Source organism: Pauljensenia sp. UMB3104, assembly GCF_030217285.1.
Taxonomy (GTDB): Bacteria; Actinomycetota; Actinomycetes; order Actinomycetales; family Actinomycetaceae; genus Pauljensenia.
Window position 1 is genome coordinate 1 of sequence record NZ_JASONN010000631.1, and the last position, 233, is coordinate 233.

General features: G+C 70.8%; 1 pseudogene. It reads left to right on the forward strand.

From position 1 onward, the window contains the following. A pseudogene (locus tag QP415_RS13070) lies at positions 1-233 on the forward strand (serine/threonine-protein kinase); the annotation flags it as partial.

Here is a 233-nt window from a genome sequence, read left to right on the forward strand (position 1 = left end):
ATGGATAGCGACGCTCGCGTCGGAATGGTCCCGGCGATACCGGGATACCAGTGGATTCGCCCCCTGGGGGCGGGTGGTTTCGCGGACGTGTTCCTGTGCCGTCAGGAGCTGCCCAGCCGCGAGGTGGCTGTCAAGGTCGCCCGCCGGGACCGCGGGGCGGACGGCGAGGCCGGGATTGCCCGCGAGGCGGACGTCATGGCTCTCGTGTCGGGTCACCCGGCTGTCGCTCAGCT